The sequence below is a fragment of the Microcystis ichthyoblabe FBCC-A1114 genome (assembly GCF_050500245.1).
GTDB lineage: Bacteria > Cyanobacteriota > Cyanobacteriia > Cyanobacteriales > Microcystaceae > Microcystis > Microcystis ichthyoblabe_A.
In genome coordinates this window covers 647,486-672,025 of sequence record NZ_CP191408.1, presented here as the reverse complement: position 1 = coordinate 672,025, position 24,540 = coordinate 647,486, and the positions used below count along the sequence as shown (strand labels likewise).

Here is a 24,540-nt window from a genome sequence, read left to right as displayed (position 1 = left end):
TCAGTCCCAAGCCGTTTTCCAAAACACTCCTCTCACACCCACGATTATTAGGACTGACTTTTATTCCCTTCTCAAAATGGTTAAACAATAAAAACTATGACTCGCAATATTTTTAACGATAATATTTCCCCGAGCAACGAAGGTAATCCCAAACGCTCCAAATCTTCTGCGATGAAAAAACTTTTTGCCTATTCCTCCTTACTGGTTTTGGGTGCCGGGTTAGGTATCGGTGCCACCTACGCCTACAGCCAAAATCCTCTAGAATTAGCCCAAAATATTGCCACCGCTACCAATAATCCTCGCCCCTCCACAGCAGCCGCAGCCGCTCCCTCGTCTCTGGTTATTCCCACCAATTTTGTCGCTTCTGTGGTGCAAGAAGTGGGGCCGGCGGTGGTAAGAATTAATGCTTCTAGGGAAGTCAATGGAGGCGGTGATTTTTCGGAATTTGCTAACGATCCTGTTTTCCGTCGCTTCTTCGGTTCCCAAATACCCGAGCGAGGAGAAAAACAAGTTCAAAGGGGTACAGGTTCCGGGTTTATTATCAGTAATGACGGTAAAATTATCACCAATGCTCACGTTGTCGAGGGAGCAGATAAGGTGACTGTCACCCTCAAAGATGGTCGCACTATCGATGGCAAAGTTTTAGGTAGTGATCCTTTAACTGATGTGGCAGTGGTACAGGTGGAAACGAGCAATTTACCCACGGTTAAATTAGGTAATTCTGATAGTTTACAGGTGGGAGAATGGGCGATCGCTATCGGTAATCCTTTGGGATTAGATAACACTGTCACCACGGGGATTATTAGCGCCAAGGAACGCAATGGCTCCCAAATTGGTGCTAGTGATAAACGGGTGGATTTCCTGCAAACCGATGCGGCAATTAACCCCGGAAATTCCGGCGGACCTTTGTTAAATGCTCGGGGAGAAGTTATCGGAGTTAACACTGCTATCATTCAAAATGCCCAGGGTTTAGGTTTTGCTATTCCGATTAAAACTGCCCAAAGAATCGCTGAACAATTAATCGCCACGGGTAAGGTGGAACATCCCTATCTCGGTGTTCAAATGGTACAGTTAACCCCAGAGGTAAAAGAACAATTAGCCGATAGTCCCATGGCTGATAATTGGACTATCCCCGATGATTCTGGTGTCTTGTTAGTGCGGGTGATGAGAGATTCTCCTGCCGCAGCAGCGGGATTGCGATCGGGTGATGTGTTAAAGTCTGTAGGTGGTAAGAATGTCACCGATCCCGATGCAGTTCAGGAAATTGTGGCTAATACTCAAATCGGCGATAATTTACCCGTAGAAATTAGCCGGGAAGGACAAAAAATTAATCTGAATATTCAAGTGGGTAGCTTGAATACTGCTAACAGATCTTAGTCTGGAAGATAAGTGGTAAAAGACCTAAACTTTATAGAGAGCTTGTTAGTAAGCTCTCTATATTTCTGGTTTTACTTTTGGCTCTTGAATCGAATAATTATAGCATTTATCTTAATGGTGAGATAAGTAGGTAGTCGTTAAAAATTATCAGATACCCCCCTTATCAAGGGGGGATCAAGGGGGGATCGACACCCCCCTTATCAAGGGGGGATCAAGGGGGGATCGACACCCCCCTTATCAAGGGGGGATCGACACCCCCCTTATCAAGGGGGGATCAAGGGGGGATCGGCACCCCCCTTATCAAGGGGGGATTAAGGGGGGATTAAGGTGGGATTAAGGGAGAATCGAAAGATAGTTAAATACTTGAACCTACGCTGACAATTTTACTGTTGGGAGATAGAAAATAAAAACCGCTCGTAAGCTCGATTAATTTTTTGCATAATTTTAATCGCCATGGCGGAGGAATTGTGATCGGGGTGATACTGACGAGCAAGCTGATAATATCTTTGTTTAACTTCTGAAAAACTGGCATTCTTAGAAACATCTAAAACCTCCCACCAATCCTCGGAATCTGAGGGTAATATTTCTAATTCTCCTAACATTTCTGACCATATTTTTACCTTACCTCCATAACTACCTGTAATTAAAAATTGACCGTCAGGACTAAATTTTAAGGGAGCAGTTCCCCGTAAAACTTTAATTAATTCTCCTGTTTGTCCTTGCCAAATTTTAATTTCTGTTCGGGAAGCACTAGCAATTAAATGGCGATGAGGATTAATAGCAATACTAATAATTGCCTGCTCGTGTGCCTGCCAACTTTTAATAATTTCTCCTGTCTTTATATCCCAGATTTTAATCACTTTATCACTACCACCACTAATTAGATATTGACCATCATTACTAAAAGCTAAACTGTTAACGGCTGCCCTGTCACCGATAAAAGTTTGATAAGCATAACTATGATCAAATCGCCATAATTTAATAGTTTTATCATCACTACCACTAGCAATAATTTGGCTATCGGGACTAATAGCACAGGTATTAACTGCCTCCTCATGACCGATTAAAGTTCGCTTTAATTCTCCTGTATGATAACCCCAGATTCGCAGAGTTTTGTCGTTACTAGCACTAACAATAAATCTTTCATTGGCAGCAAAAGCTAATTGTAAAATGACACCATCATGGCTATGGGGAGCATTGACACGAGCGAAAAAACTACTTTTATACTGCTTAGTGTCTAATTGCCACTGACTAATTCTGCCATCTAATCCACCAGCAATAATCGATTTACCGTTAGGACTTATCGCCAGAGTTTGGATCGGTTCATTAACTCCCACAAAGGAATAAATTAATTTACCCGTTTCTCGCTGCCAAAGTTTTATGGTTTGATCTTCTCCCGCACTAGCAATAATTTTACCATCAGGACTAACATCGATCGCCCCAATATTTGCCTGATGACCTTTAAGAGTTTGGAAACACTGCCAAGATAAACGCTCTGGAATAGTAATTTCTGTAGAATATAACTGTTGATTTTCCTGAACAGATACTTCTTCCAACAGTTGCTGTAATTCTGCCTCTAGATTTTCATATTTCCCCGTAACTTCTTGCCAAAATAAAGCTTCTTCGTACTCTCTAGTAATGCGATCAAAAAATTCTAGATTGCTATAAAAATTATTGTCGGAGTAGGTGGGAGATAACATTTTCATCAGTCCGTAGATTCCTAACCCGACTAGTCCGCCAGCGATCGCCATAGAACCGACACCAACACCGAAAGCTGTACCTTTAACCGCGACTCCCACACCCCCAAAGGTAGAGTAGATACCGATTCCGCCAAGGCTTCCTATTCCCAAAGCTAACCCGACATTGTGATCGTTTGTTTCTAGTCCTTGCAGACTGGCATAAATTGCCGAACTTGTCAGGATGCCAATCCCCGTCATTCCCACTAAACCGACGCTTATACCGCCAAATCCGCCGACTAAGCCAATATTTCCCAGACAAGCAGATAAATTGGCTCCTGTGACTCCACCGACGGCGGGAATAACAAAATCGAGCTTTTTAGCCATATTTTTGCGAAATAATCAAGTTAGTCATCGGGTTTCTCCTATAGAGTTTAGCCTAGTTTGGTATCGACGACTGACTCCCCAAAATTACTCTGGGGAGGGAAAAGTCAGAGGCAATCAGGAAAAATGATAAGTATTTTATATATAAATAGCTTCAATGCTTAAAAATATTTAAATTTACAATCGGTAATATTTATTTTTACTTAAGAATTTATTGAGAATAATTTTTATTTATTTACGAGATTGCAATACTTCCAGCGATTCTGGTACAATTTTCCATTATGCTATGATGGTTCTTGTTGTAATTTTTAGGGTTTTTATGGTCTAGGTTGTCTTAAAACCCTTACTAAATCTAGATTTTTCCCTTGAGCAAAACCAAACACTTTCGCCAATTATCCCTTTTTTCCCCAACAACGTTGATCTAATTTTTGTGTAGTTTTGTTGCAAAGTCAAAATTTTTTTGACAAAATGGCTAAATTGTGGTACCGAAAAAGTATAGCGGGTTGTGAATTGACCATACCTGTCACCTTATTTTCAGCGAATTATCAGAAAATTTGCCCACTAGAGTCGCTCTAGCTTGCTTTCTTTTTCTATAATAGGGGTTAATCTTCCCACACTTGTCAAACGGCTATGAGTCTCTGTCTCAATCCCGATTGTTCGCACCAAAACACCCCCACGGATAAATTCTGTCATAAGTGCGGTTCTCAATTACTGCTCAGAGAACGTTATCGAGCGCTAAAATTAATCGGTCAAGGGGGTTTTGGCAAGACATTTCAAGCGATAGATGAGGATAAACCCTCAAAACCCTATTGTGTAATTAAACAATTTTTCCCGTCAGCGCAGGGAACAGGAACTTTACAAAAAGCAGCAGAATTATTTAAAGAAGAAGCGATTCGTTTAGATAGTTTGGGAAGATACCCACAAATCCCCGAACTTTACGCCTATTTTACCGCTAATGACGGGCGACAATATCTCGTACAGGAATATATCGAAGGACAAAATCTAGAACAAGAATTAAAACAGGAAGGAGTATTTAACGAAGCTAAAATTAAACATCTTTTGTCAGAGATTTTACCGATTCTAGAATTTATTCATAGTAAACAAGTAATTCATCGCGACATTAAACCCGAAAATATTATTCGCAGAAAAAGCGATAATAAATTGATTTTAGTGGACTTTGGCGCAGCAAAATTTGTCAGTCATTTAAATCGTTCCATTACAGGAACAATTATCGGTTCTGCCGAATATATTGCCCCTGAACAGGGAAATGGCAAGGCAGTTAATGCCAGTGATTTGTATAGTTTGGGTATAACTTGCCTTTATTTATTAACCGGAATATCTCCCTTTGATTTATTCGATGGGGGGGAACACCAATGGGTATGGCGACAGTGGTTGGTTAATAATCCTGTTAGTAATGAGTTAGGGAATATTCTGGATAAATTAATCGAGTTCGGCACGAAAAAACGCTATCAATCCGCCTCGGAAGTGTTGCAAGCTTTGCAGATAAAAACATCAGTCTCTATACCCCAGACAACTATTACGCAAACTTCCCCATCTATCCAGCTTAAAAGCGCCAAGGGAATCGATTATCGGAACTTAGAGGATTTATTAAAACGGCAGCAATGGAAAGAAGCGGATATAATAACTTTTGAAACTATGCTGAGAATTTGTAACAGACATGGATTTTTAAGAGTTGAAGATATAGATATTTTTCCTTGTGAAGACTTACAAATAATTGATCAACTATGGTTAAATTATAGCCAAGAAAAATTTGGCTTTTCGATTCAAAAACAACTATTTGATCAGCTTAATAATGGTCAACAATATAATGATAAGCTCTGGGATGACTTCGGTTTGATTATAGGATGGCGAAAGGATAATAAAAACATTAGATACGACAGAGCTATTTTCGATATAAATGCACCTAGAGGACATCTACCATGCCGAATCTTTGATTTGTGGAATTGGGGAGGAGTTGGTGGTGGAACTGGGTCTTTATTTTATTCTCTCGCGTGGAGACTTGCAAAATGTAAAATCTAAAGTCCAGTCGGGTGCGTTAGGCAAGCATAAACCACCACCCTCCTATCCTGTAAAATAGGGATAACAAAACTGGCACAATTCTAGGAGAAGATATTTGCCGACCAAAAAACAGAAAGATACCGCTATCTTTATCTGTAAATTGCTTATCTTTTCTCTACCAACCGATATACCTATTCCGCTCACGATTCAGCTTATCAATAATAATCTAGAGAAATTTTAGGGTAAACTCCAAATGCTAGAAATTACCAAAAACTATGTATTAGACGAGGATCAAAAGCTGATTGCCATTAAGATTATCATTGCCGAATTTGAAAAAATTGCATAAATCCTAGAGGATTACGGACTAGGAAAACTCATCGAAAAAGTTGAAAATGATCAAAGGATTCAGTATGATAGCTCTTTATTGCGAACCGGACCGACGATGATCTATTCTGGATCCTAGCCTGACTTGCCAATCCCCACCGCCAAAAAAGAATAATGTACTGCGATTACCTGGTTCAAATCCTCACCGCACGCGTCTATGATGTCGCCCAAGAAACCCCCTTGGAATTTGCCCCCAATCTCTCCCAACGCTTGCACAATCAGCTTTTACTCAAGCGTGAGGATATGCAGTCAGTTTTCTCTTTTAAACTGCGCGGCGCGTACAACAAAATGGCGTATTTGTCAAGGGATTTGTTACAAAAAGGTGTAATTGCTGCCTCGGCGGGAAATCATGCTCAGGGAGTCGCTTTGGGAGCGCGGCAATTGGGAACCCAAGCGATTATCGTTATGCCTGTCACCACTCCCCAAGTCAAAATCGACGCGGTAAAAGCCCGGGGGGGAATTGTCGTCCTGCACGGTGACACCTACGATGATTCATACACCTACGCGCGGCAGTTAGAAGCGGAAAAAGGCTTAACTTTTATCCATCCCTTCGATGATCCGGAGGTAATCGCCGGCCAGGGTACGATCGGTATGGAAATTTTACGACAATATCAGCAACCGATCGAGGCCATTTTTGTCGCTATTGGTGGCGGTGGCTTAATATCAGGTATTGCCGCCTATGTCAAGCGTTTACGCCCAGAAATTAAAATTATCGGGGTGGAACCTGTGGATTCAGACGCGATGAATCAATCCCTAAAAGCCGGTTATCGGGTGCGTTTGTCTCAAGTGGGATTATTTGCCGATGGGGTGGCGGTGCGCCAGGTGGGAGAGGAGACTTTTCGTCTCTGTCAGCAGTATGTGGACGAGATTATCCTCGTGGATACGGATGATATCTGTGCCGCGATTAAGGATGTTTTTCAAGATACACGCTCGATTTTAGAACCTGCGGGGGCGTTAGCGGTAGCAGGAGCGAAAGCTTATGTAGAAAGAGAAGAAATTGAGGATAAAACCCTCGTTGCTGTGGCTTGTGGGGCGAATATGAACTTTGATCGTCTGCGGTTTGTGGCGGAAAGGGCAGAATTAGGGGAACGGCGCGAGGCGTTGTATGCTGTGACTATTCCCGAACAACCGGGCAGTTTACGGCGTTTTTGCGAATGTGTCGGCAAACGCAATTTAACCGAATTTAGTTATCGTATTGCCGATGAAAAAGAAGCACATATTTTTGTCGGCGCCCAGATCGAAAATCGCAGCGATGCCAAGAAATTAGCCGAGAGTTTTGAAGCTTGTGGCTTTAAAACCCTCGATATTAGTGATGATGAATTGACTAAATTGCATTTGCGCCACATGGTGGGAGGGCGATCGCATTTAGCCGACCATGAATTATTTTATCGTTTCGAGTTTCCCGAACGACCGGGGGCTTTAATGAAATTTGTCGCCTCCATGAGTCCCCACTGGAATATCAGCGTTTTCCATTATCGCAATAACGGGGCCGATTACGGGCGCATCGTCGTGGGCATACAAGTCCCCCCCGATGAAATGAATCAATGGCAAGCTTTTCTCGATACTCTCGGCTATCGCTATTGGGATGAAAGTCAAAACCGGGCCTATCAGTTATTTTTAGGTTAAATCGCCATTTTTAGGAAGTTATCAGTACAGATGAATCAAGATTTTCCCCATATTTCCGTTTTGAGTCAAGAATTAATCGCCGGCTTAAATATTCAACCCGGGGGGCATTATCTCGATCTTACCCTAGGGGGTGGTGGACACAGCCGCTTGCTTTTAGAAGCTCATCCCGAAACGAAAGTAACCGCCATTGATCGCGATCAAAGCGCCCTAGAAGCCGCTAAAATTAGTCTTGGCCCCTATCTAGATAGCCGTTTAACCCTCTGGTGGGGGAACTTCGCCGATTATAATGGACAAAATAGCAGTTTTGATGGCATTATCGCCGATTTAGGAGTCAGTTCTCCCCAATTCGATCAGAGCGAGCGCGGCTTTAGTTTTCGCCACACGGCAGCCTTAGATATGCGGATGGATCGCTGTCAATCCCTGACGGCAGCCGATATTATCAACCATTGGCAGGAGAAAGAATTAGCGGATCTTTTTTATCAATACGGAGAAGAACGTTTATCTCGTCCTATTGCTCGCTCGATCGTCCAAAAACGTCCTTTTACTACCACTACAGAATTAGCGGCTGTCATCGCTAGTTCTGTCCCCGCTAGTTACCGTTATGGACGTATTCATCCGGCAACGCGGGTTTTTCAATCCCTACGCATCGCTGTTAATCAAGAATTAGATTCTCTGCAACAATTGTTAAATCAAGCCCCCCACTGGCTAAAATCCGGGGGAATTATCGCTATGATCAGTTTTCATAGTCTAGAAGATCGTCTGATCAAGTATGGCTTTCGCGAAGATAATTCCTTGAAAATTATCACGAAAAAGCCGATTATTCCCAGCCGAGAAGAACAGGCTAAAAATCCCCGTTCTCGTTCGGCTAAACTAAGAATAGCCCAAAAGATCGAATCAGAGGTTATCCTATAGCAGTTATCTTAATGGTGAGGTACAAACTATCTGGTTTTAGGGAGTCGTTATCTTGAGAAAAAAGGCTGTGGTAAAGTAAAAACCAAGAAAGAAAGCCAGTATTTATTCTTCAAAATCACTGACTAAAATAACGCAGTCCTTTTACCAATCTTTCTACTGCCGTTAAAGCTGTTTCTGGAGATAAAGTCTGCTTCAAAAGCTTGTCCCACAGGGTATCTAACTTCCGTTTTTGTAACAAATGACCCACTAATGAATATTTTCAGCACAATACCCAGGAAAGCCAGGGTGGAACTATCTCGATAGTCAGAGTCAATTATTCGAGATGCGTTGTCACTCATAAAACAACAAATAACCTAGTTATCTGTAGCTTGCCTATAAATAGGGATGATTTTCGATCGAACTGTATAGAGCCATCGATCGAGCCTTCTTTTTCGTCTAAACCATTGGGGATGGGCAATATAATGATAACAGCTATCAGGGTTTACGGTTTGTATTTGGTAGCCTAACCCTTGAACCTTTTTAGAAATGGCAATTTCAGATGCGATCGCTTCCCCATAGTTTTTGCCAAGTATAAACCCATCTATTTTTTCTAAAATGGAGCGAGATGTAAAAATAATAATTGATTGTAAGTGTTCGGCAGTTTCCCCTTCAGGGATTTTATGTTCCTCTAAAAAATGTCGGTAAAAATCAACTCTTTTAATGGGTTCACCATTCAGTAAATGATCCCGATTAATTTGATTATAACTAGATCGCACCAGTTCTTCCCAAGTACATTCCCAGTTTAAACTTTCTCCTAGAAGTCCTATTTGGGGAGATTGACAGAATCGATCAACAAAGGCTTTTAACCAGAGCGGACGGACAATAAAACAGTCATCTTGAAGAAATAAATAATAGTCATAAGGAGGCAAATGTCGCCAACCATAATCCCATGCACCTATGTTAAATCCTGTATTTTCTCGTATTAAATACTTGACTTTTTGGCTATCTAATTGAGGTAAATCAGGTATATTACCCAAACTGTTGGCATTACAGACGACCACGATATCGAAGAGACAACCCGACTCAATACGTTGAAGCTGTTTAAGTAAGTGGAGCAAAGGTTTAATACTCCGCTCACACCAGAATGAAATAATTACAAGGTTTTTCATGTTTCTGAACTTATTTCCTGCAAGCACAAATTAGATATTGAACCGTTAAAAATTCTTCTAAGAGATGATGATTTAAGCGATTGATACTTTTAAGCAACGAAGGACCAGAAAAGGATCTAGGTTTAATACAGGTCACTTTTAAATTTGCTTGTTCAAAAAGATTAATCATCGTCTTTTTGGTAAAAAATCGAAGATGAGTTCTATCGAGAATACCCATTTCTGTATAAGTCCAATTACCTTTAAACAGGAGATCCTTCATGACGTAGATATGTCTAATATTAGGGATACTTGCAATCATCACACCACTTGGATTTAGGAGATCAAGATGGGCTTTAATGATGTTCCAAGGACTTTTCAAATGTTCTAAAACATCGGGATACATTATGCAGTCGAAACGGTAATTTTCGATTTCCATCGGGATAGGAGTTCGATCCAGATCACAAACAATTAATTTTTCCCAACAACCCTGTCGTTTTGCTACTTCAATCGCCTCAGCGCTAAGATCAATTCCTATTACCTTACTGCCATATTTATCCACAATAGCTTTGCCAGTTTTACCAATACCACAACCCACCTCAAGAACACTTTTGGGAGTATAGGGTATTAACTCTATTAGGTCAAACCTAGTGCGAGAATTCAGAAAATATGGGTCTAAATTATGAGATATGTCTGGAGAGTTGGTCATGATAAACTATTTTTTACACGAAGGAGAAATAATTGATCGAGAATTGAATTATGCTTTTGACTTGCCAAGGTTGTTTATTTTGTGTTTAAATCTGTCGTATTTGAAAGCTAAATATCGCTGACTGAACAACCATCTTTTTTCAAATTGACTTAAAGCAGACCATTGGTCGTAGGTGGGAAAAGCCACATCTTTGAAAAAAGACATCCATTGATTTAAAGTGGTTTCAATTGTGTGTTCTTTCGCCCTCTCATAACCGTTTTCAACCATTTTTTGATAAAGTTCTGGAGAACTTTTCAGACGACGAACTGCTTCAATTGCCTCCTCTAGAGAGTGAATAATAATAAAATCTAACTCCGTCTTTCTTTCTGCTAAAAAGCCTAACTCTGGAGTCAAAAGAGCGGGAACACCCGCGTGCCAAGCATTAATTAGCTTAATAGAACCTTTATTAGGATAATTTCGAGAATCAAAACTACGCGCGGCTACAATCACATCTAGATTAGTATAATTGTTCCATTGAAATCTATCCCAAATCGGCATCCAATGGCAATTGAGAGTAGCCAAAGACTCTGGCCATGCTTCCGACCTTAATTCCGGTGCCAACTGACCCCTGGTGCCAATGTAAGAAATATTCTCCACTAGGGTGTTCCGTTCCCTATCTCTGGGAACTAACCCTGGCATCGGCCAATGACTAATTAGATAGGGGTTCCAAATAGAGTCCTTAACCTTCTCCCAACTAGACGGATTATAAACAATGTGTAGGTGAGCCGAAGGGTGATATTCTTTGTCGCTTTTGACACAAATTAACATGACCTTATCTAGCAAAGGATAGTCATTATCTAGGGTATCTCGGTCGGCGATTAAAATTCCTTGCTCTGGGATTTCTCTGGCTATTTCACAGGGAAAGCCGGCTTGTTTAAGATGAAAGTAGGTTTGGGCTATCCAAGCCGTAAAATTGCTATGATCGCCTGTCCATAGAGTCTGGTCTTCCTTGATATTTTTTTGTCTGATTTCGCCAGGGGCATAAAAATAGATTGTTTGCATCTTACAGGCCAGAGCATTCCGCATCCCCTAGTCTAGATCAAAAGCGCTTTGCCGTCAATTGTCCCTCCAGAGGTCAGCAATTCTGATTATGGAAACCAGCCAGCCAAACCCCTAGTCTCAAGAAATACATTTGATCGCCTCCCAGGGTGGATAATTAGGAAACAATCCCTTGAGCTAGGGAAATAGTACCAGGCTTCGCTTTAAGTAATTGACCGACCACGGCAATAATCGGCGTTTGCACCCCATCCATGCGCGAAAGAAGGTTTTTCATCAGTTGTGGTAAAGTAAAAACCAAGAAAGAAAGCCAGTATTTATTCTTCAAAATCACTGACTAAAATAACGCAGTCCTTTTACCAATCTTTCTACTGCCGTTAAAGCTGTTTCTGGAGATAAAGCACCGTAGGCAAGACGCAAATAACAGCCTTCTGTTATCCCAAAAGTTGAACCGGGTAACACCGCCACCCGCTGCCGCTCGATTAAACTTTTAACTAACTGAAAATCATTCTTGTCTGTGGTAATTTTCAGGAAAAAATAAAAAGCACCTTCCGCAGTGGCAACATCACAGATATCGCCGATTGATTCGAGAGCATTCAGGCAAATTTCTCTAACTTGACTGATGGTTTTCAACTGTTCTAAAGGATAGCTTTTACCCACCTGTAACGCCCCTAGGGCCGCGTATTGCGAAACCACCGGCGGACAAATTAAAATAGTATCCTGAATCTTATTAATCGCCTCAGATAAATGTTCTGGTACTACCATATAACCAATGCGCCAACTGGCAAAACCGTAGGCTTTTGAGAGACTAAATAAGGAAATAGTCCAGGCTTCACTACCAACAATTGCCGCCGGAGAAAAGTGGCGAGCATGGTTATAGGTAAAATACTCATAAGCCTCATCATGAATGTGATAGATGCCCTTTTTTTGACAGATTCGATTGACTTCTCTTAGGGTATTTTCTGGATAAACTACTCCCGTGGGATTATTAGGAGAAATCGTCACCACTGCCTTAGTTTTTGCCGTGATTGCCTCTTCAATGGCAGCCGGATGCAATTGATAATTTTTGTCTGTGGTGACCAAAATTACTTGACAATCAGCCATTTTTATGGCCATTTCATGATTGAAATAAAAGGGAGTGTTGAGAATAATTTCATCCCCTGGGGAAGTAATGGCTAAAATAGCATTCATAAAAGCCATATTACTGCCCGCCGTCACAAAAATTGCCTGTTTATCGCTGATTTCTATCCGATTATCTTCGGCTAGTTTTTGCCGAATTACTGTTAATAAGGGGGTAATTCCCGCCACAGATTGATATTGATGATTTTTGGGATTAGCTAAGAATAAAGATAGAGATTCGATCGCTTCCTGGGGTGGATAATAGGAAACAATCCCTTGACCTAGGGAAATAGTGCCGGGGTTCGCTTTAATTAATTGACCGACCACGGGAATAATCGGCGTTTGCACCCCGTCCATGCGGGAGAGAAGGTTTTTCATTAAACTAATCAGTGGAGCCGAGCAGAGTCGAACTGCTGTCCAAATTAGGTATTGACTGTCCGTTCATTCACAGGTTTAGTTTCGATTACCCTCGAAACGGGGACTGTCACTTATCCCGGACAGTGGGATGCTCTAGTTAAAGCTTAGACGGTTAACTAACTAGAGAAAGTTAAACGTGGCATCCGTTGGGGGTTTATCCATAGTCCTTAACGGAGTCAAACTATGAATGCTCGAGTCGATTAGAGACTATTAGGCAGCTACAGGAGCGGCTTTACGAGCGAAAGGAACGATGTTGTTCGCATTTACTTTTTGTTTGAGCCTTTGATTTACGAGAGGAGACTCACTCTCGACCTGTATCACGGGGGAGCTTTCGCTAACCTGTCGAAACCGTTACGGCCCCTTGTGCTTACATTCTGATTATAGCACATTTTTTGATTAAGCTAATTGTGGCTCAATTGGGATTTTTCCGAGCTTCCCAGTCTTCAGAGCCAGTCTAGATGGGAAAAAAGGTTTTTATCGCTGATTTTTGGGGAAATTATCCTATATTTGACCTCGATTAGTATCACCAGAGACTAAACAATTAATTGAGCAGCTATTGCTCCACTGCGATAACCTAAGTTCGGAATCAGGGAAAACGGCAAAATTTCCCTAATCCGAACTAAACTTGATTACAAAACCTTGTGGGTGTGAGAATGTTGTTTGACGTTATCCTCCGTCCGCACCACATGAACAGCATTCAAGATGCGTTTTTTCTCTAGGGAAAAGTTTAAATCGTCTTTTTGGCCGCCCAAGGGGATTAACCCTTGTAGGTGGGGTTGATTTTTATAGGTGCGAGTTGCAGCAATCGCCCTTTCGACAAAATTCTCGCATAATTGGGCATTATCGGGGAAATTACTGGGTATTTGAGGATTATCGTCCTGAAATACCTCTCCTAAACTCATGGCGCGGGCAAATTCGTAGGAAGTGGGAATTCCTTTGACAATTGCCTCTAGGGCTGCCGAGGGAATCGGTTCTAACACCGCCACTTTTTCTAATTCTCCCTCCTGTTTGAGAAAACAAATCGCTAAACCGAATACACAATAATCATCTTTTGTCAAGTCAGAAATGTTTAAGAATTGTGTCGCTGTGGCCATTATTTTAATCCTGAGTCGCTCTTTATTTAATCTTGCGGGCGATCAGCGATCGAATCAAGGTTTTTATGAAGAGATATGAAGGAGAAAAGTTTAGCTGGGTTGGGCCACGCTAACCCACCCCAAGACGGAAAAAACTGAGAACTGTTAGACTAGAAACCAGCAGATTAACTGATAAACGAGCTTTATGTCACCCACTCTACTCATCTCCAAAGAACTCCCCACCCTGAAATATAATCCTAGTCTGGAGCGCTTTGATAGCTCTTGGGCGGCCCCTTTGTCCACTCTCCTGGGACTGGGACGGGCTGCCGGGGCGACTTTTATCGAATTTTTCCTGGAAAGAGTCAACTATATCAGTTGTTTAGCCGAAGATGACAGCATCACCAGTCTCTCACCGAAACTATCTACAGGGGCAGGAATCCGCCTTTTTCGCGGTAAAGCCGATTGTTATGTCAGTACCAACGATTTAAGCTTCCAAGGCTTAAAAAATGCCCTAGAAAAAGGTTTATCGATTCTCGGTTTAAACCTACCCAGTCCTAACGCGTATATTCCCGAAATCAATCTGGAAATGTTCCGGGATTATGCCACGGTCAAAAATAAAGATATTTGGCTGAATAATTGCAGTTCTTTGCGAGAAATGGGTGATATTCTCCTAACTGCCAACGTTCACCTCAATCAGAAAGCCTCTCACGTCCAATCTCGTCGCGCCGCTTATTTTCGCGATTGGCAAGAAATTTTAGTTGCCGCTAGTGATGGCACTTTTGCCCGGGATATTCGCCTCACCCAATCCGTGGGCTATAATCTCCTCTGTGCCGATGGGACCAATCGTTCTAGCATTGGTAAACGGGTGGGTAGTACCAGTAATCCCGATTTTCTGCGGACGTGGAATGCCGAGGAATCGGCGGCAGAAGTGGCCGAATCGGCGGGTAAAATGCTTTACGCTGACTATGTAGAATCTGGCAGTTATCCCATCGTCATGGCCAATGAATTTGGCGGCGTTATCTTCCACGAAGCTTGTGGCCATTTGCTAGAAACTACGCAAATTGAGCAAAAAACCACGCCCTTTCTCGATAAAAAAGGCGAAAAAATCGCCCACGAAAATCTGACGGCTTGGGACGAAGGATTATCCGATAAAGCTTTCGGTACTATCGATATGGACGATGAGGGAATGCCGGCCCAGCGTACTCTCCTCATTGAAAATGGTATCCTAAAAAACTTCATTGCCGATCGCACCGGTTCAATTAAAACCGGCCATCCGCGCACGGGTAGCGGTCGCCGTCAAAACTACACCTATGCCGCCGCTAGTCGGATGCGGAATACCTACATCGCCCCCGGGGAATATACCCTCGATAATCTCTTTAATTCCATCGATAAAGGCATTTATTGTAAAAAAATGGGCGGTGGTAGTGTGGGGGCGACCGGTGAATTTAATTTCGCTGTCGAGGAAGCTTATCTTATCGAAAACGGCAACCTGACTAAACCCCTGAAAGGCGCGACTTTAATCGGTTCAGCTAAGGAGATTATGAATAAAATCTCTATGTGTTCCCAAGATTTAGGACTAGCGGCGGGTTTTTGCGGTTCCGTCAGTGGTAGCGTTTATGTCACCGTTGGTCAACCCCATTTAAAAGTCGATTCTATTACCGTTGGCGGTCGTTAATCATGGCTTTAGTAATTCTCTACTATTTCCTCATCGCCATCATGATAGTGGGGATAATTGGCGAACTGCTGCCCGCTGTCCCCGGCATGAGTTTGATTTTAATCGCCATGGTGGTGTGGGGTTTTGTCACCAAATTCGCAGGGATGGGGGTCGCTTTAGCCGTGGCCTTTGTTATCCTTCTCCTCAGTCTGGGGGTGGAATTCCTCGCTAGTTATCTCGGCGCCCAAAAAGTTGGGGCGAGCAATTGGAGTCAAATCGGGCTAGTAGTGGGTTTATTAGCGGGAATATTCGGGCTTTTACCGGCTTTACCCATTGGCGGCCCGATTATCGGCTTATTTGTCGGTCCTGTGGTCGGGGCTTTTGTCGGAGAATACGCCTATCGTCGCGATTTGGAATTAACCCCCCGTTTGCAACAATCCCTAAAAGTCTGTGTCGGTATCGTCGTCGGTACGGTTATCGGTCACGTTGCCAAAGCTATGCTGGCTACGGCTGCTGTTATCGTCTTTATTGTCACTACTTGGCCCAATCTCTCTTCAGTTATCAGTTACCAGTTATCAGTTTTCAGTTTTCAGATTTGAGTTCTTTGTTTTTCAATTAATCAGCCATTTTTCTGATAAATATCACTTTTATCTAGCTGACTGCTGATGGCTGACCGCTCAATTCTACATTCATCTCATTTCTGACCAAATCTATGCCAAAAGTTGAAGATATCGCCCAAATCGCTAATTCTAGCGCCCAAGCTTTAGGAATTGCTAAATACGACATCTATGGTTCCTCGGTCGATGAAACCGATGTGGATGTGTTTCAAGGGGAACCGAAACAGGTACAAGCTTCCAATCGTTCCAGCGTTATCGTTCGCGTCTGGAATCGGGATAATCAAGTCGGTGTCACCTCTACCACCGATGTGGACCCGGTGGGACTGCAATTAGCCCTGAAAACCGCCCAAGAAGCCAGCTTTTTTGGCGTTAAGGAAAATGTCCCCGATTTTAGTCCCGCTGCCACCGCACCTACCACAGAAGTGGCCAGCGAAATGTCTAATCAAGCACCTGTATCCACTCTCGTCGATAAGTTATTAGCCGCCGAAAAATCGTTACTAGCAGCCCATCCAGCTATTGCCAGTGTTCCCTATAACGGTTTGGGACAACAGCAGGTCAGACGTTTTTATCTCAATAGCGAGGGGGCAATGCGTCAGGAAGCGCGTAGTTATGCCAGTGTGTATTTATACACCAAAACCGAACAGGAAGGCAAAAAACCCCGCAGCGCCGGTGCTTTTCGGGTGAGTCCAGGACTGGAAAAATTAGATATCGATGGTTGTATCGAGGAAGCGATTACCAAAACTGTTAGCCATCTGGACTATCAACCGATTACCACGGGTAAATATTTGGTGGTTTTTGCCCCCCGCGCCTTTTTGAGTCTAATGGGAGCATTTTCTAATCTGTTTAATGCCCAAAATGTCCTTGATAAACAGAGTCTTTCTACTCCTGAATCCCTAGGAACACAAATCGCCGCTACTGCCTTAAATTTGTGCGATGATGCCCTCCATCCAGCTAATGTTGCCGCAGAAACTTTTGATAGTGAAGGCACTCCCACCCGTCGTGTGGAATTAATTAAAGAGGGGATTTTGAGTAATTTTCTCCATAGCACGATTACCGCTAAACGGATGAATACGGAACCAACTGGCAACGGTAACATTGGGTCAAAAGTAACGGTTAGTCCCCATTTTTATCACGTTTTTGCTAGTGCTAATCAACCAAAAAGCTATTCTTTGGAAACAGCAGAAAATGTGGTGTTAATTGATAGTTTACAGGCACTTCATGCGGGAGTTAATTCTCTACAAGGTTCCTTCTCTTTGCCCTTTGATGGTTGGTTAGTGAACAAAAATGAGCGCGTTAGCATCGATTCCGCTACCGTAGCCGGGGATATTTTAACACTGCTGAAATCGATTGTTTATCTGGAACCGGAAGCAGTTATTACTCCCAGTGGTGTTTGTCCCTACGTTTGGGTAGAGGGTTTATCAATCACAGGAGAAGCTTAACACTATACCAGACCAAAAATAGGGGGTATTAACCAGGGTAATACCCCCGCAAGATGGATGTTAATTTTATAGTCGTGGGTAAGCTGTTGACTATGCAAATTATACTAAATCTGGTTATTAAAAACTGATTATTTATTCCCCTTTTTGTCTTTTGCATGAGTAGAAAACGGGTTTCTCCGAGAAACCCGTTTTCTGTGAGTTACTCAACGGATTTAGTATAAATCTGGTTATTAAAAACTGATTAGGGTTTGCGGCAAAAAGTACGGGCGAAGCATTCGGATAGAAAATCTACGGTTTCACCGATAGGTTATTGCCCGAATGCTTCGCCCCTACAGGACGCGGGCCGATGAAGACCCAAGGTTTTGAAGCACGATTCTCTCAAAATCTTGCACCTGTGAGAGCAAAACAGGACACTAAAACCCTTATCTCGTCTATATTTCACATTTATTCAGCTTTAGTATTACTCCTAATTAAGAACTATTTTTCCGCTGGGGGAAACCAATTATCATCTAATGTTTGTTCGAGGGATATATGAGCGTCTGAATTAAGGGAAAAAAGCTGAGAAACCGATTTAATCGCCACTGGATAAAATTTATCATACATGGCTGCTAATTCTGGCCGTAAGCTGGGACTATCTTCTAAACGCTGCTGAATTTGGGCGCGAAAATTGACTATTGCTGCCGCCCAATGATTACCTGACCGTTTTTTTTCTTCTTGCCAATAAGCCAGCTTTAAAAGATGTTCGATAAGACGGGTTAACAGACTCATTAAAGCTCGTCTATCACTTTTTCCCATACTCTCGATTTCTTCAATTAAATTATCCCAATCCACTTGCTCAAAATTGCGCTCTTGTAAATGTTTTACCGTCTCTTTTAGCCATTGATTATAATCAGTTTCGTAGGCAGTTGACGACATAATTTAACTCTCCATAGAAAATTACTTAAATGGCTCTCTATCTAGGGCTGGCTGAATACATCTAAACACCTTTTTGGCTAAGACTTTTAGACTTTTTTTCTCAAAAAGTATATCAGATCTGGGAGTGATCGGGGGGAAAATTAAGGTACTTTTTCCCTGAAAATTAGCTAATTGACCCCGGCGGTTCGACAGGCTCACCGCTGAAGCCCACACCCCACCCCCCACGAAAAACTTTTTGCCGCAAACCCTAATTAGCAATACCCTCTTTTTTTCAAACTATAACCAGCTAATCCGATGGTTAGCAATCCTAAAACTGCGCTAGGTTCGGGTACGGGTTCAACGGAATAAATCGCCAGATTACGACTCACTTCATTGGCCACAATTAACAGGGGAGTACCATTGGGACTATCGGCAGCGGGAATAAATAATAATCCTTCGGGAGAGATATCGCCTAATTGCCAATCGTTGATATAATCAACAAAGAAAGGATGACTAGGGCTGGTGATATCATAAACCATGAAACCGCCAGCCCTTTCTATTCCCACAAAAGTATAGGGACGATATTATTTTCCTGTAGAGACACCCACGCAGTGGTTCCATTGTCGGAAACGGTGATGTATTCTGGTTCCACATCTTGGGAAACCGTTTGACCGGGGAAAATGCGGACTCCCTGATTTCTTAAAGTGTTCTTTTGACCATTAAAACCGGTAAAGGTGGCAGTGTTGACCGTGGCATTGAGAACACTGATGCTAAGGTCAATAATACTAACGGAACTATTGGGATTGATCCCTCCTTTCGCTTCCCCTTCATTAGCGACCAAAACCCGATTACCGTCAGGAGTGAAGGTTAACATATCTGGTAAAGTGCCCACAGTCACCTGACTCTCAAAGACACCATTAGTATTGAAAAAAACCACACTGCCCTTATTGGTAATCTGACTAGCTTCCATGGCCACGATACCATTTTTGATGGCAACGCTGTTAACCCCTTTTTTCAGTCCCAAGTTAAAGGAAGATTAAACAAGAGGGAAATTAGGGATATCTTCAAAATTTGGCCAAGGACAGTAAAAGCGAACTAGGAAAACGGGTTATTCGATCGCTTTTTAGTTGAACGGCTCATTTACCGGAGTGATAACATGGATTAGTATAAGCTCGATCAATATGGAATCAAGACTCGTGTTATCTATTCTCCTAGCCGATTTCAAGATCATTTTTGAACGTGACCCCGCTGCCCGCAACTGGTTAGAGGTAATGTTTTGTTATCCTGGATTACAGGCTTTACTGTGCCATCGCTTCGCCCATTGGCTATATCACATCGGGATTCCCTTTATTCCCCGTTTAATTTCCCATCTTGCCCGTTTTCTGACTGGTATTGAAATTCACCCCGGCGCCCAAATTGGTCAGGGTGTTTTTATCGACCATGGCATGGGAGTGGTCATCGGAGAAACCGCCATTGTCGGTGATTATGCCCTCATCTATCAAGGAGTTACTTTAGGAGGGACGGGGAAAGAAAGCGGTAAACGTCACCCGACTCTAGGGGAAAATGTGGTCGTCGGCGCTGGGGCTAAGGTTTTAGGTAATATTTATCTGGGTAATAACGTTCGCGTCGGCGCTGGTTCTGTGGTTCTGCGGGATATTCCCGCCGATTGTACCGTTGTTGGTGTACCCGGTCGTTTAATCTATCGCGCTGGGACGCGGGTGGAACCCCTCGAACACGGTGATTTACTCGACTCGGAAGCGGTGGCTATTCGCGCTTTGGTGGACCGTATTGAACAACTGGAAAAACAAGTGTACGAATTGCAGCTAGAACGGTCAAAAGAACCAGATTATCGGATTAATTGCCCAGTTTTAGCCCATTTAGAAGAAGAAGCGAGTCCTAGCTGTGGTCCTGGGGCCGATCGAGATCTGCGCGAGTTTCTCGAAAGAGCGGTTTAACCCCGATAATCTTCTGATATGATAGAAGACTGGTTTTTTAGTAGCTGAAACCCATTCGTCAAGGCTATGATTGTTTAGGACTACTTGGCACCGTCCGATGGCTCAAACTGACTCAATCCGTATTCGTGGCGCCCGACAACACAATCTCAAAAATGTTGATCTCGAATTACCCCGCAATCAGTTGATTGTTTTTACGGGAGTTTCGGGATCGGGCAAATCTTCCCTCGCTTTCGACACTATTTTTGCCGAGGGACAGCGCCGCTATGTGGAATCCCTCAGCGCCTACGCGCGTCAATTTTTGGGACAATTGGATAAACCCGATGTGGATGCGATCGAGGGTTTAAGTCCGGCTATTTCCATTGACCAAAAATCCACTTCCCACAATCCCCGTTCTAGTGTGGGAACTGTAACGGAAATTTACGATTACTTGCGTTTATTGTTCGGTCGTGCCGGTGAACCCCATTGTCCCCATTGCGATCGCAATATTGCCCCCCAAACCATCGATCAAATGTGCGATCGAGTGATGGAATTAGCCGATAAAACCCGTTTTCAAATCTTAGCTCCAGTAATTCGCGGCAAAAAAGGCACCCATAAGCAATTAATCTCTAGTTTGGCCTCCCAAGGCTTTGCCCGGGTGCGGATTGACGGCAAGGTAGTAGAATTATCCGAGGGCATCGAGTTAGATAAAAAACATCTTCATGATATCGAAATTGTTATAGATCGCCTGATCAAAAAAGAGGGTTTACAGGAAAGATTAGTGGATTCTTTAACCACTTGTTTAAAGCATTCCGACGGTGTAGCGATTGTGGAAATTCTCGATGAAAATAACGAAGATAATCCCGAAGTTACCAAAGAAATTGTCTTTTCTGAAAAATTTGCCTGTCCCGAACACGGGGCAGTTATGGAGGAATTATCCCCCCGTTTATTCTCTTTTAATTCTCCCTATGGTGCTTGTCCCAACTGTCACGGATTGGGCAGTTTACGGAAATTTTCGGCAGATTTAGTCATTCCAGACCCAAAACAGCCGGTTTATTCTGCTATTGCCCCCTGGTCAGATAAGGATAATTCCTACTATCTTTCTCTCCTCTACGGTTTAGGGCAAGCTTTAGGTTTTGAAATTCAAACTCCTTGGCAGAAACTAACAAAAACCCAGCAGGATATCATTCTCTATGGGAGTAAAGAACCGATCTATTTTGAAGATGATTACCGTTACGATACTGGTCGCGGTTACTATCGAGAATTTGCCGGAGTTATCAATATCTTAGATAGAAATTATCAAGAAACCACCTCGGAAGTTATTAAACAAAGACTAGAAAAATATATTGTTAACCAAACCTGTGAAGTTTGTCACGGAAAAAGATTAAAACCGGAAGCTTTATCAGTACGTTTGGGAGAATATACGGTCACGGATTTTACCGGAGTTCCGATTCGGGATTGTTTGCAGAGAATTAATGATTGTCATTTAACCCCAAGACAAGCATTAATTGGAGAATTAGCTCTCAAAGAAATCAAAGCGAGACTACAATTTTTAATCGATGTGGGATTAGATTATCTTACCCTCGATCGACCAGCGATGACCTTATCTGGGGGAGAATCCCAACGAATTCGATTAGCTACTCAAATTGGTTCGGGATTAACAGGAGTATTATACGTTCTCGATGAACCTAGCATCGGATTACACCAAAGAGATAATAGTAAACTGTTAGAAACCCTGCAAAGATTGCGAGATTTAGGTAATACTTTAATCGTCGTCGAACACGATGAAGAAACGATTCGGGCAGCCGATTATGTGGTCGATATCGGTCCAAAAGCCGGCATTCATGGCGGAGAAATCATCTGTCAAGGCAGTTTTAAAACCCTTTTAAAGTCGAAAAAATCGATAACAGGAGCCTACCTATCGGGACGCAAAGTTATTGAAACTCCCCCCCAAAGAAGAGTGGGAAATGGTAACGCTTTAGTTTTAAAAAATTGCCATCAGAATAACCTAAGAAATATTGATGTAACGATTCCTTTAGGAAAATTAGTCTCGATTACAGGAGTATCTGGTTCAGGCAAATCCACCCTAATTAATGAGTTATTATATCCAGCTTTACAACATCATTTAACCCGTTTAACTCCCTTCCCCAAAGAATTAGAGAAAGTGGAAGGATTGGACGCGGTTGATAAAGTAATTGTCATTGACCAATCACCGATAGGACGCACCCCTCGGTCTAATCCTGCCACCTATACGGGGGTTTTTGACATTATTCGCGAGATTTTCACCGAAACCATCGAAGCAAAAGCTAGGGGTTACAAAGCGGGGCAGTTTTCTTTTAATGTTAAGGGAGGACGCTGTGAAGCTTGTTTAGGCCAAGGGGTAAACGTCATCGAGATGAATTTTCTCCCCGATGTCTATGTGCAGTGTGATGTGTGTAAAGGGGCGCGTTATAATCGGGAAACCCTACAGGTTAAGTATAAAGGTTATTCGATCGCCGATGTCTTAGATATGACGATCGAGGAAGCATTAAAAGTCTTTGAAAATGTCCCCCGGGCCACCACCAGATTACAAACTCTCGTGGATGTGGGTTTAGGATACTGTAAACTTGGCCAAAGCGCTCCCACTTTATCCGGTGGGGAAGCACAAAGGGTGAAATTAGCGGCCGAATTATCCCGACGGGCCACGGGAAAAACTCTATATTTGATTGATGAACCGACTACGGGTTTATCTTTTTATGATGTGCATCATCTCTTAGATGTGTTACAAAGATTGGTCGATAAAGGTAATTCGATTATCGTCATCGAACATAATCTCGACGTGATTCGCTGTAGCGATTGGATTATTGATTTGGGACCGGAAGGAGGGGACAAGGGAGGAGAATTAATCGCGGTGGGAACACCGGAAACCGTGGCTAAATGTGAAAGATCCTACACTGGTCATTATCTTGCCCAAGCATTACTTCAATATCCCCCAAAAAAGCGGGATAATATTAGGGAAGAACACAGAGATAATAAAGCCAATGATCAAGATTAGTATTTAACTCTTGTTCGCTGTTAATTTCCTGACCGGTTTTCCAAGAATAAATTTTAATCTCTTGAAAGTAAGACCTTAACTGTCTTAATTGTTCTTTGGGGGTGGCGTAATAATTTTGCAGACGAAAATTATGGGGTTCATCCCGAATAATTGCATAGTCAGCAGTCAATAACTGTTCGTAGCTAAGAGAGGGATTACAGGCCCGCAAAATCACCCAGATGACTAAATTGACATAGCTACTAAAAGGATTGAAACTAATCTTTTTTTTCCAATCGAATTCTGGGATAATTCCCTGAAGATTATGACTAGAAAAACAAAAATAACCGCCCGCTTTACCGATGCGGCTAATTTCCTCTAAAACTAGAAAACGGTCAGCAGGGGAAATATAATCAATGCCATTAAAACTAAAGAGAATAAAATCAAAATAATTATCCGCAAATTGTTCTAGATTTCTAGCATCGGCCACTTGCCAGACTAAATGGGGGAATTTTTGACGACAAGCGGCGATCATTTCCGCAGAATAATCAACCCCGATATATTCTCCCACAAGAGGGGCAAAATACTTCGTAGTCCGTCCCGCACCTACCCCTAAATCAAGCATTTTCATCGTTGATAAACGCTCCTGCAGCAGGGTTAAAATTGTCTTTTCTGCCGGCTGTAGCGCGGTTAATTGGGCATAATAACCGACAATACTAGGGTCTCTATAGGTTTGCTGATTTTTATCCTTAATCATTCTCGATCGCTCTTTCCTCATAATCTGGCTGTTTTTCTCTTACTAATAATTCACCTTCCCAACCGCCAATTACTTCTTCAAAAAAGCCTTCTTGCCATTGGCTAAATGTAGTTTTTTCTTCTTTTTCTTTTAGAGATATTGGCTGATAAACTAAGGTAACTTCTAAATCTGTAGTTTTAAGTTCAGGCGGTAAAGATATTTGTAATGTTCCATCTTCTCCTACATGGGTTTTAAAACTAATTGTTTTCATGGTTTCGGCTAAGGTTACTACTATCATAAGGATAGTGTGATATGTCCTCGTCTGACAAGGTGCGTCCCCTGGGGTCTTTTAACCATAAAGACATCTTCACCCCAAACAGGTTCGACATCGCAGAAACCACCAT

At 42.5% G+C, this 24,540-nt stretch carries 21 protein-coding genes, 1 other RNA gene and 2 pseudogenes; 10 read left to right on the top strand and 14 right to left on the bottom strand.

Annotation, left to right across the window (positions count from 1 at the left end; all coding sequences use genetic code 11):
• Window positions 1-96 precede the first annotated feature (96 nt).
• Entirely contained in the window at window positions 97-1,377 is a 1,281-nt protein-coding gene (locus ACQY1Y_RS03125; protein ID WP_430013958.1) for an HhoA/HhoB/HtrA family serine endopeptidase, read from the top strand.
• Window positions 1,378-1,760: 383 nt separating this feature from the next.
• On the opposite strand, the gene ACQY1Y_RS03120 is transcribed toward ACQY1Y_RS03125, so the two are convergent.
• Window positions 1,761-3,440, bottom strand: coding sequence for a DnaJ domain-containing protein (locus ACQY1Y_RS03120; RefSeq protein ID WP_430013957.1), 1,680 nt, complete (start codon window positions 3,438-3,440; stop codon window positions 1,761-1,763).
• 627 nt (window positions 3,441-4,067) lie between these two features.
• Here ACQY1Y_RS03120 and ACQY1Y_RS03115 point away from each other — a divergent pair.
• The 4 genes and pseudogenes from ACQY1Y_RS03115 (at window position 4,068) to rsmH (ending at window position 8,378) form a co-directional block, all read left to right on the top strand.
• A complete protein-coding gene (locus ACQY1Y_RS03115; protein WP_430013956.1) occupies window positions 4,068-5,477 on the top strand; it encodes a protein kinase domain-containing protein in 1,410 nt (469 codons plus the stop codon).
• A gap of 232 nt (window positions 5,478-5,709) precedes the next feature.
• Window positions 5,710-5,919 (top strand): annotated as a pseudogene (locus tag ACQY1Y_RS03110) (hypothetical protein).
• A gap of 35 nt (window positions 5,920-5,954) precedes the next feature.
• A complete protein-coding gene (gene ilvA, locus ACQY1Y_RS03105) occupies window positions 5,955-7,466 on the top strand; it encodes a threonine ammonia-lyase, biosynthetic (protein ID WP_430013955.1) in 1,512 nt (503 codons plus the stop codon).
• A 30-nt stretch (window positions 7,467-7,496) separates the two neighbouring features.
• Complete coding sequence (gene rsmH, locus ACQY1Y_RS03100; protein WP_159253363.1) at window positions 7,497-8,378, top strand: 16S rRNA (cytosine(1402)-N(4))-methyltransferase RsmH; 882 nt, start codon at window positions 7,497-7,499, stop codon at window positions 8,376-8,378.
• A gap of 115 nt (window positions 8,379-8,493) precedes the next feature.
• Here rsmH and ACQY1Y_RS03095 read toward each other — a convergent pair whose 3' ends face one another.
• From ACQY1Y_RS03095 to ACQY1Y_RS03060, 8 genes and pseudogenes are all read right to left on the bottom strand, one after another.
• Window positions 8,494-8,625, bottom strand: coding sequence for a hypothetical protein (locus ACQY1Y_RS03095; RefSeq protein ID WP_002735344.1), 132 nt, complete (start codon window positions 8,623-8,625; stop codon window positions 8,494-8,496).
• 106 nt (window positions 8,626-8,731) lie between these two features.
• On the bottom strand, window positions 8,732-9,475 hold the full coding sequence (locus tag ACQY1Y_RS03090; RefSeq protein WP_133158918.1) for a glycosyltransferase family 2 protein: 744 nt from the start codon (window positions 9,473-9,475) through the stop codon (window positions 8,732-8,734).
• Window positions 9,476-9,536: 61 nt separating this feature from the next.
• Entirely contained in the window at window positions 9,537-10,211 is a 675-nt protein-coding gene (locus tag ACQY1Y_RS03085) for a class I SAM-dependent methyltransferase (RefSeq protein ID WP_024968556.1), read from the bottom strand.
• Window positions 10,212-10,259: 48 nt separating this feature from the next.
• Entirely contained in the window at window positions 10,260-11,252 is a 993-nt protein-coding gene (locus ACQY1Y_RS03080) for a glycosyltransferase (protein ID WP_125730336.1), read from the bottom strand.
• 120 nt (window positions 11,253-11,372) lie between these two features.
• Window positions 11,373-11,523, bottom strand: a pseudogene (locus tag ACQY1Y_RS03075) (pyridoxal phosphate-dependent aminotransferase); the annotation flags it as partial.
• 53 nt (window positions 11,524-11,576) lie between these two features.
• On the bottom strand, window positions 11,577-12,743 hold the full coding sequence (locus tag ACQY1Y_RS03070; protein WP_430013954.1) for a pyridoxal phosphate-dependent aminotransferase: 1,167 nt from the start codon (window positions 12,741-12,743) through the stop codon (window positions 11,577-11,579).
• Between the two features lie 9 nt (window positions 12,744-12,752).
• Window positions 12,753-13,143, bottom strand: a transfer-messenger RNA (tmRNA) gene (gene ssrA, locus ACQY1Y_RS03065).
• Between the two features lie 268 nt (window positions 13,144-13,411).
• Window positions 13,412-13,876, bottom strand: coding sequence for a hypothetical protein (locus ACQY1Y_RS03060; protein WP_002735666.1), 465 nt, complete (start codon window positions 13,874-13,876; stop codon window positions 13,412-13,414).
• Window positions 13,877-14,060: 184 nt separating this feature from the next.
• Here ACQY1Y_RS03060 and ACQY1Y_RS03055 point away from each other — a divergent pair, with 184 nt between their 5' ends.
• The 3 genes from ACQY1Y_RS03055 (at window position 14,061) to ACQY1Y_RS03045 (ending at window position 17,565) form a co-directional block, all read left to right on the top strand.
• Complete coding sequence (locus ACQY1Y_RS03055) at window positions 14,061-15,530, top strand: TldD/PmbA family protein (protein WP_002735204.1); 1,470 nt, start codon at window positions 14,061-14,063, stop codon at window positions 15,528-15,530.
• A 2-nt stretch (window positions 15,531-15,532) separates the two neighbouring features.
• Window positions 15,533-16,108 carry a DUF456 domain-containing protein gene (locus tag ACQY1Y_RS03050; RefSeq protein ID WP_430013953.1) on the top strand — a complete coding sequence of 192 codons (576 nt, stop codon included), beginning with the start codon at window positions 15,533-15,535 and terminating at the stop codon, window positions 16,106-16,108.
• Between the two features lie 113 nt (window positions 16,109-16,221).
• On the top strand, window positions 16,222-17,565 hold the full coding sequence (locus ACQY1Y_RS03045; protein ID WP_430013952.1) for a TldD/PmbA family protein: 1,344 nt from the start codon (window positions 16,222-16,224) through the stop codon (window positions 17,563-17,565).
• 477 nt (window positions 17,566-18,042) lie between these two features.
• Here the strand turns inward: ACQY1Y_RS03045 and ACQY1Y_RS03040 are convergent, their stop codons facing one another.
• From ACQY1Y_RS03040 to ACQY1Y_RS03030, 3 genes are all read right to left on the bottom strand, one after another.
• Window positions 18,043-18,480 (bottom strand): DUF29 domain-containing protein, encoded by a 438-nt coding sequence (locus ACQY1Y_RS03040; protein ID WP_002776095.1) that lies wholly within the window; start codon window positions 18,478-18,480, stop codon window positions 18,043-18,045.
• A gap of 251 nt (window positions 18,481-18,731) precedes the next feature.
• Window positions 18,732-19,025 carry a choice-of-anchor I domain-containing protein gene (locus tag ACQY1Y_RS03035; RefSeq protein ID WP_430013951.1) on the bottom strand — a complete coding sequence of 98 codons (294 nt, stop codon included), beginning with the start codon at window positions 19,023-19,025 and terminating at the stop codon, window positions 18,732-18,734.
• Window positions 19,016-19,483: a choice-of-anchor I domain-containing protein gene (locus ACQY1Y_RS03030; RefSeq protein ID WP_430013950.1), complete on the bottom strand. Its 468-nt coding sequence runs from the start codon at window positions 19,481-19,483 to the stop codon at window positions 19,016-19,018. The genes ACQY1Y_RS03035 and ACQY1Y_RS03030 overlap by 10 nt, the downstream gene beginning before the upstream one ends.
• A gap of 157 nt (window positions 19,484-19,640) precedes the next feature.
• On the opposite strand from ACQY1Y_RS03030, the gene cysE reads away from it, so the two are divergent.
• Window positions 19,641-20,414, top strand: a complete 774-nt coding sequence (cysE, locus tag ACQY1Y_RS03025) for a serine O-acetyltransferase (RefSeq protein ID WP_002754289.1) — start codon at window positions 19,641-19,643, stop codon at window positions 20,412-20,414.
• Window positions 20,415-20,511: 97 nt separating this feature from the next.
• A complete protein-coding gene (uvrA, locus tag ACQY1Y_RS03020) occupies window positions 20,512-23,424 on the top strand; it encodes an excinuclease ABC subunit UvrA (RefSeq protein WP_002776102.1) in 2,913 nt (970 codons plus the stop codon).
• Here uvrA and ACQY1Y_RS03015 read toward each other — a convergent pair.
• Together ACQY1Y_RS03015 and ACQY1Y_RS03010 are read right to left on the bottom strand one after the other, a co-directional pair.
• Complete coding sequence (locus tag ACQY1Y_RS03015; protein WP_430013949.1) at window positions 23,381-24,157, bottom strand: class I SAM-dependent methyltransferase; 777 nt, start codon at window positions 24,155-24,157, stop codon at window positions 23,381-23,383. The two genes, uvrA and ACQY1Y_RS03015, sit on opposite strands and share 44 nt — an antisense overlap.
• Window positions 24,150-24,434 (bottom strand): hypothetical protein, encoded by a 285-nt coding sequence (locus tag ACQY1Y_RS03010; protein ID WP_002792456.1) that lies wholly within the window; start codon window positions 24,432-24,434, stop codon window positions 24,150-24,152. Before ACQY1Y_RS03010 ends, ACQY1Y_RS03015 begins: the two co-directional genes overlap by 8 nt.
• Between the last annotated feature and the right edge of the window lie 106 nt (window positions 24,435-24,540).

Excerpts from the sequence above, each read along its gene's own strand:
- ACQY1Y_RS03125 (WP_430013958.1), top strand. The coding sequence starts at position 97 with ATGACTCGCAATATTTTTAACGATAATATTTCCCCGAGCAACGAAGGT.
- ACQY1Y_RS03120 (WP_430013957.1), bottom strand. The coding sequence starts at position 3,440 with ATGGCTAAAAAGCTCGATTTTGTTATTCCCGCCGTCGGTGGAGTCACA.
- ACQY1Y_RS03115 (WP_430013956.1), top strand. The coding sequence starts at position 4,068 with ATGAGTCTCTGTCTCAATCCCGATTGTTCGCACCAAAACACCCCCACG.
- ilvA (WP_430013955.1), top strand. The coding sequence starts at position 5,955 with ATGTACTGCGATTACCTGGTTCAAATCCTCACCGCACGCGTCTATGAT.
- rsmH (WP_159253363.1), top strand. The coding sequence starts at position 7,497 with ATGAATCAAGATTTTCCCCATATTTCCGTTTTGAGTCAAGAATTAATC.
- ACQY1Y_RS03085 (WP_024968556.1), bottom strand. The coding sequence starts at position 10,211 with ATGACCAACTCTCCAGACATATCTCATAATTTAGACCCATATTTTCTG.
- ACQY1Y_RS03080 (WP_125730336.1), bottom strand. The coding sequence starts at position 11,252 with ATGCAAACAATCTATTTTTATGCCCCTGGCGAAATCAGACAAAAAAAT.
- ACQY1Y_RS03070 (WP_430013954.1), bottom strand. The coding sequence starts at position 12,743 with ATGAAAAACCTTCTCTCCCGCATGGACGGGGTGCAAACGCCGATTATT.
- ACQY1Y_RS03060 (WP_002735666.1), bottom strand. The coding sequence starts at position 13,876 with ATGGCCACAGCGACACAATTCTTAAACATTTCTGACTTGACAAAAGAT.
- ACQY1Y_RS03055 (WP_002735204.1), top strand. The coding sequence starts at position 14,061 with ATGTCACCCACTCTACTCATCTCCAAAGAACTCCCCACCCTGAAATAT.
- ACQY1Y_RS03050 (WP_430013953.1), top strand. The coding sequence starts at position 15,533 with ATGGCTTTAGTAATTCTCTACTATTTCCTCATCGCCATCATGATAGTG.
- ACQY1Y_RS03045 (WP_430013952.1), top strand. The coding sequence starts at position 16,222 with ATGCCAAAAGTTGAAGATATCGCCCAAATCGCTAATTCTAGCGCCCAA.
- ACQY1Y_RS03040 (WP_002776095.1), bottom strand. The coding sequence starts at position 18,480 with ATGTCGTCAACTGCCTACGAAACTGATTATAATCAATGGCTAAAAGAG.
- cysE (WP_002754289.1), top strand. The coding sequence starts at position 19,641 with ATGGAATCAAGACTCGTGTTATCTATTCTCCTAGCCGATTTCAAGATC.
- uvrA (WP_002776102.1), top strand. The coding sequence starts at position 20,512 with ATGGCTCAAACTGACTCAATCCGTATTCGTGGCGCCCGACAACACAAT.
- ACQY1Y_RS03015 (WP_430013949.1), bottom strand. The coding sequence starts at position 24,157 with ATGATTAAGGATAAAAATCAGCAAACCTATAGAGACCCTAGTATTGTC.
- ACQY1Y_RS03010 (WP_002792456.1), bottom strand. The coding sequence starts at position 24,434 with ATGATAGTAGTAACCTTAGCCGAAACCATGAAAACAATTAGTTTTAAA.